The sequence below is a fragment of the Photobacterium sp. SP02 genome (assembly GCF_038519165.1).
GTDB lineage: Bacteria > Pseudomonadota > Gammaproteobacteria > Enterobacterales > Vibrionaceae > Photobacterium > Photobacterium halotolerans.
Genome location: NZ_JASJOJ010000121.1, coordinates 1 through 3,981, shown reverse-complemented (window position 1 = coordinate 3,981; position 3,981 = coordinate 1). Strand labels below are relative to the sequence as shown.

General features: G+C 44.1%; 4 protein-coding genes and 2 pseudogenes. 2 read left to right on the top strand and 4 right to left on the bottom strand.

The genetic code is table 11. The features are described 5' to 3' along the window. On the top strand, positions 1-680 hold a 680-nt coding region (locus P0Y67_RS22345; RefSeq protein ID WP_342393656.1), incomplete at its 5' end, for a Mobile element protein. 222 nt (positions 681-902) lie between these two features. On the opposite strand, the gene P0Y67_RS22340 is transcribed toward P0Y67_RS22345, so the two are convergent. From P0Y67_RS22340 to P0Y67_RS22330, 3 genes are all read right to left on the bottom strand, one after another. Then, positions 903-1,373 (bottom strand): GrpB family protein, encoded by a 471-nt coding sequence (locus P0Y67_RS22340; protein WP_342393655.1) that lies wholly within the window; start codon positions 1,371-1,373, stop codon positions 903-905. A gap of 149 nt (positions 1,374-1,522) precedes the next feature. After that, a complete protein-coding gene (locus tag P0Y67_RS22335) occupies positions 1,523-2,527 on the bottom strand; it encodes a S66 family peptidase (protein WP_342393654.1) in 1,005 nt (334 codons plus the stop codon). A 335-nt stretch (positions 2,528-2,862) separates the two neighbouring features. After that, the gene (locus tag P0Y67_RS22330) at positions 2,863-3,111 is read right to left on the bottom strand and encodes a DUF3297 family protein (protein WP_342393653.1); all 249 of its coding nucleotides are present in this window, start codon (positions 3,109-3,111) and stop codon (positions 2,863-2,865) included. A 130-nt stretch (positions 3,112-3,241) separates the two neighbouring features. Here P0Y67_RS22330 and P0Y67_RS22325 point away from each other — a divergent pair. Next, a pseudogene (locus P0Y67_RS22325) lies at positions 3,242-3,469 on the top strand (IS110 family transposase); the annotation flags it as partial. Between the two features lie 28 nt (positions 3,470-3,497). Here the strand turns inward: P0Y67_RS22325 and P0Y67_RS22320 are convergent. Continuing rightward, positions 3,498-3,981, bottom strand: a pseudogene (locus tag P0Y67_RS22320) (hypothetical protein); the annotation flags it as partial.

The following is a 3,981-nucleotide window of genomic DNA, read 5'->3' as shown; positions in this document are numbered from 1 at the left end:
AGCGCTGGCTCACCTTACATCGCGCCCCTGCGCTGATTCAGCAATTTTTAAAGCACGAGGCCTTATCCGAGGCCGAACAGTCTGCTTGCTTAACCATCATCAAAACCTGGCGCGAGCGGCTTTGTTCCATCAGCTGGTTCATGCGCCTGCTCAATCAGTACATCGCCAGCAAAGCCAATCAGGAAGACAACTGCACTGGCCACTTTTGGGAAGGTCGCTTCAAAAGCCAGGCATTGCTGGATGACAATGCTTTAGCTGCCGCCATGGCGTACGTCGATTTAAACCCGATCCGGGCCGGTATCGCAGAGACACCGGAAACCTCCGCCTACACTTCCGTTAAAGCGCGCATTAAATCGCTTCAAAAGAACGAAGCAACGGCGCCCAATCTGTTTCCCTTTGCAGGCACCTCGCGTAACAACATGCCAGAAGGACTGCCTTTTCACCTGTTCGATTATATTGAACTGGTTGAGTGGACCGGACGGCAAATCAGGGAAGGAAAACATCACCATATCCACTCAACCCAGCATCCCATCCTTGAACGGCTCGGTTTACACTCTGATGTGTGGCTGAATATCTGCACCAAAATAGAAACTGGCCCCCTCATTGGCACCATCTCGTCAATTCAAGCCGTTTTGCCGAAATTGAACCGGCAACGGTGTACCGGTTTACAGATCCCTTAACCCATTCACAGCAAACAGATCCTCAACAGCGGTACATTCGTATGCTGCTGCTCGCCTGGAAATCATGCCAGAGGCATAAAATCTCACTTTGCATTCCAACACGCTGTAAATCAGTCTTTATAAAAAGCAAATGAATGCGAATTTTTGAATCTGGTACAGGTCTGTCTGGCTCTGACTTATGCGTGACTGTCCTTGTAACTATCATGACTGTCCTTATTAATTCTATACCTGCGCTAACACGTGCTCAATAAACGTCGACTTCTTCTCACGGTACTCGTCGTGTGACAAACCCTCACACGATTTCTTTAATTCATTGTACTGAACCACTAAATCTGGAGATGTGCGTAACCTGTCACGAAAATCTACAAAGCACTCAAACTCTGAGCCTATCGCTACCACCTGAAAAGCCACATCTTCGCTTGTTGACTCAAGCATGCATAGTTCAGCTGTTCTCAGTGTGTTTTGCTTTTCTTGGAACCCCAAGGTGAGCAAAATACGCGCAGAATCTTCCAGTTCGTGCGCATCAACGCCGATCAAGATATCAAGATCACCTTTTGAAGTAGCGCCTGGAACGGATGACGCTCCCACATGCTCGACTCTTGCTGCTGGCAACAGCCTCCGTACTTGATTCAGATAATAATCAAACCGCTCATGACAGGCTTTTTGATACTGATCCGGACTAAGAAATTTCATATTTCCTCTTAATCATCAATTGTCCTAACTACGAATAGTGTGCCTGTCCTGGTAATGGCTATTGTCCTAACCACGCATAATGTGTCTGTCCTGGTAATGCGATACGCTATGCGGTGTCTGTCCTGGTAACGAACTCTCTGAATCATTGCTTATTTCCCGGCTAACCACGGGCTTTCCAGCTGAAAAACCTGATTATCAAAGTTAATGCTGGCTTGCACACCTAAAGGTGTCACCAACATGGGATGGGTATGACAACTGTCAAAGCCATATAATATTGGCATGTTCTGACCATTAAGAACTTCAAGCAAGACGTCTAATGGCGAACGATTTGTTCCTTTGCCATCAAAAAGCTCATGCTTACCAAGCACTATCGCTCCAACCTTGTCAAAAACACCGCAAGCCTTTAAGTGAGCAAACGAGCGTTCAACAGTTTCAATCCCTTTTAATGAGTCTTCAATCAGCAGTATGTCACCTGAGTGTATTTCAGGCATATAATGGCTTCCCCAAATACCTGCCATTGTATTCAGGTTACCGCCAATAATACGCCCGGTGATTTTCCCACCCCCAAGAAATGTCCATTCGTTGCTAAAAACAGGCTTTGCCGTGTTTTGTGTTTCCCAATCCAGTTTAACGTCTGTCCAGCGTTCAGGCATGACATATTTATATTCACTTTTCTCTGAACTCAATATATCCAGAAATGACTGAAAAGTGTCATCAACTAAAGGCGGAAACTCACCAAACGATGCCACTAAAGCGGGTCCATAGAAAGTGACAAGGCCCGTTTGTGCATAAATACCAAGTAAAAGTGCAGTAACATCGGAATAACCAACAATGATTTTTGGATCTTTTCTAAGTGCTTGGTAGTCAATATATGGCAATAATGAATTACTGTTATTACCGCCAATGGTCGACATAATGCATCGAATGCTTGGATCTCGGATAAGCTGATTGAACTCTTCAGCCCTGGCCTGAATTGATCCAGAGCGATATGAGTCTGAACATCCTGTCAAGGCTCCTTCAACCAGCTCAAACCCTTGACCTTCCAGGTAGGCTTTTGCTCTTGAAAATCGATTGGGCGCGAATACTGTTGCCGGTGATGACGGTGAAAAGAAGCCTATTTTGTCACCAATGGTTAATGCTTTTGGGAATATCACAAGTCACTATCCTCCATGATGCTAAAAATAAAAACCCACATGCAGAATTAACGAGCTCTTTTTGAAGCGATAATTGCTCGAGTTTAAGACCTTCCTGGTTCAAAATCACCTCCTTTTATATAGCGCCACAATCTGGGATGAATAAGAACATTTTGTAACTCATCAATGACGTAAACGTTTAAATTGCAATAAACGCCAAACATTTAGTAACAAGTATAAATAACGAGCATGGGGATATGAAAGCTGCCGAGAGGTTTATACAGACAGTTGATCCAACACATAGAGCTGGCAGTTTTCTCACTCTATGTGTTGGATTATAAGCAGTAAAAAACTACTTATTTATAGAAAGCTTCTACTTGGCCTTTCAGTTTGATCAACATTGGCTGACCAAAACGATCTTTTGCTTTCGGTGAAGGGATTTTGACCCAACCCTCACTGATGCAATATTCTTCAACATCAGTACGCTCTTTGCCATTCAGACGAATGCCGATATGGTGTTCAAAACACTCAGCCACATAGTGTGGGCTACGAGGATTACCGGCAAGATGATCGGGTAAAGCTGGTTTATCGTTAGTGTCGTTCATGTTCATGACCTGATGTATGTATAAAGTGCGCCATTGTAGACAATGCCCGCCCGGTGCTCAACAAGGTAGCGAGACTATTTTGCCTGTACTTTGGGGTGTTTTTTGACGTGACTGTCCTTGTAATTCCACTAAAGGGCTTCGAAAAATACAGGGCGGCCGGGCCCAGGCCAGAACTGTCCTATCCATGGCTATGATGTCCGCCATGCAGTGTAACCCAGTTTTTAGAGGAACCTATCAACGACTTCTGGCTGAAGGAAAACCCAAAAAAGTGGCGATCATTGCATGCGTCAGGAAGATGGTTGTCATCCTAAATTCTATGTTGCGCGATAGCGTCTTATGGGATGCAAAATCAGCATGATTTTAATGATTGATGCCATAGTCGTTTGTTAGCTTACTTTGACCAGAGCACGCTTGATGCTTTGCAACTTTTCATTTTTAACTATAGCGTCATCAGCCCCAAGAAAGTCTGTCATAAGACAATTTAATTCAGGTTCACTAATTAGTGTTTCTTCCCAACCAAAAGCGCGTAATCGGCGATTGAGCTTACACGCACCAATAGTGAAATGCCCTTTATCTGTTTTATCGACATAGTGACCATTAAATATTTCGATATGCTCATCATAATCATCAAAGTGAGGATGCACGATATAGAACGATGATGCAGCCCTAGGATACAGGACCCGATCGTTGCCATTACAGATTGGGTCAGGCTCCTCCCCCAATGTTTCTTGCTCTTTTTTTATTTCATTACAATCAGCGCATGCAACACAAAGATTTTTGGGCTCAAACATAAACTGATCTGATCCAATACTTTTGGACACCGCGTTAAGTGAGTAAAATGACTTATCGAGGTGAATATGACAACCAAAA

Coding starts and splice junctions, on each gene's coding strand:
- P0Y67_RS22340 (WP_342393655.1), bottom strand. CDS start 1,373: ATGAAATTTCTTAGTCCGGATCAGTATCAAAAAGCCTGTCATGAGCGG.
- P0Y67_RS22330 (WP_342393653.1), bottom strand. CDS start 3,111: ATGAACGACACTAACGATAAACCAGCTTTACCCGATCATCTTGCCGGT.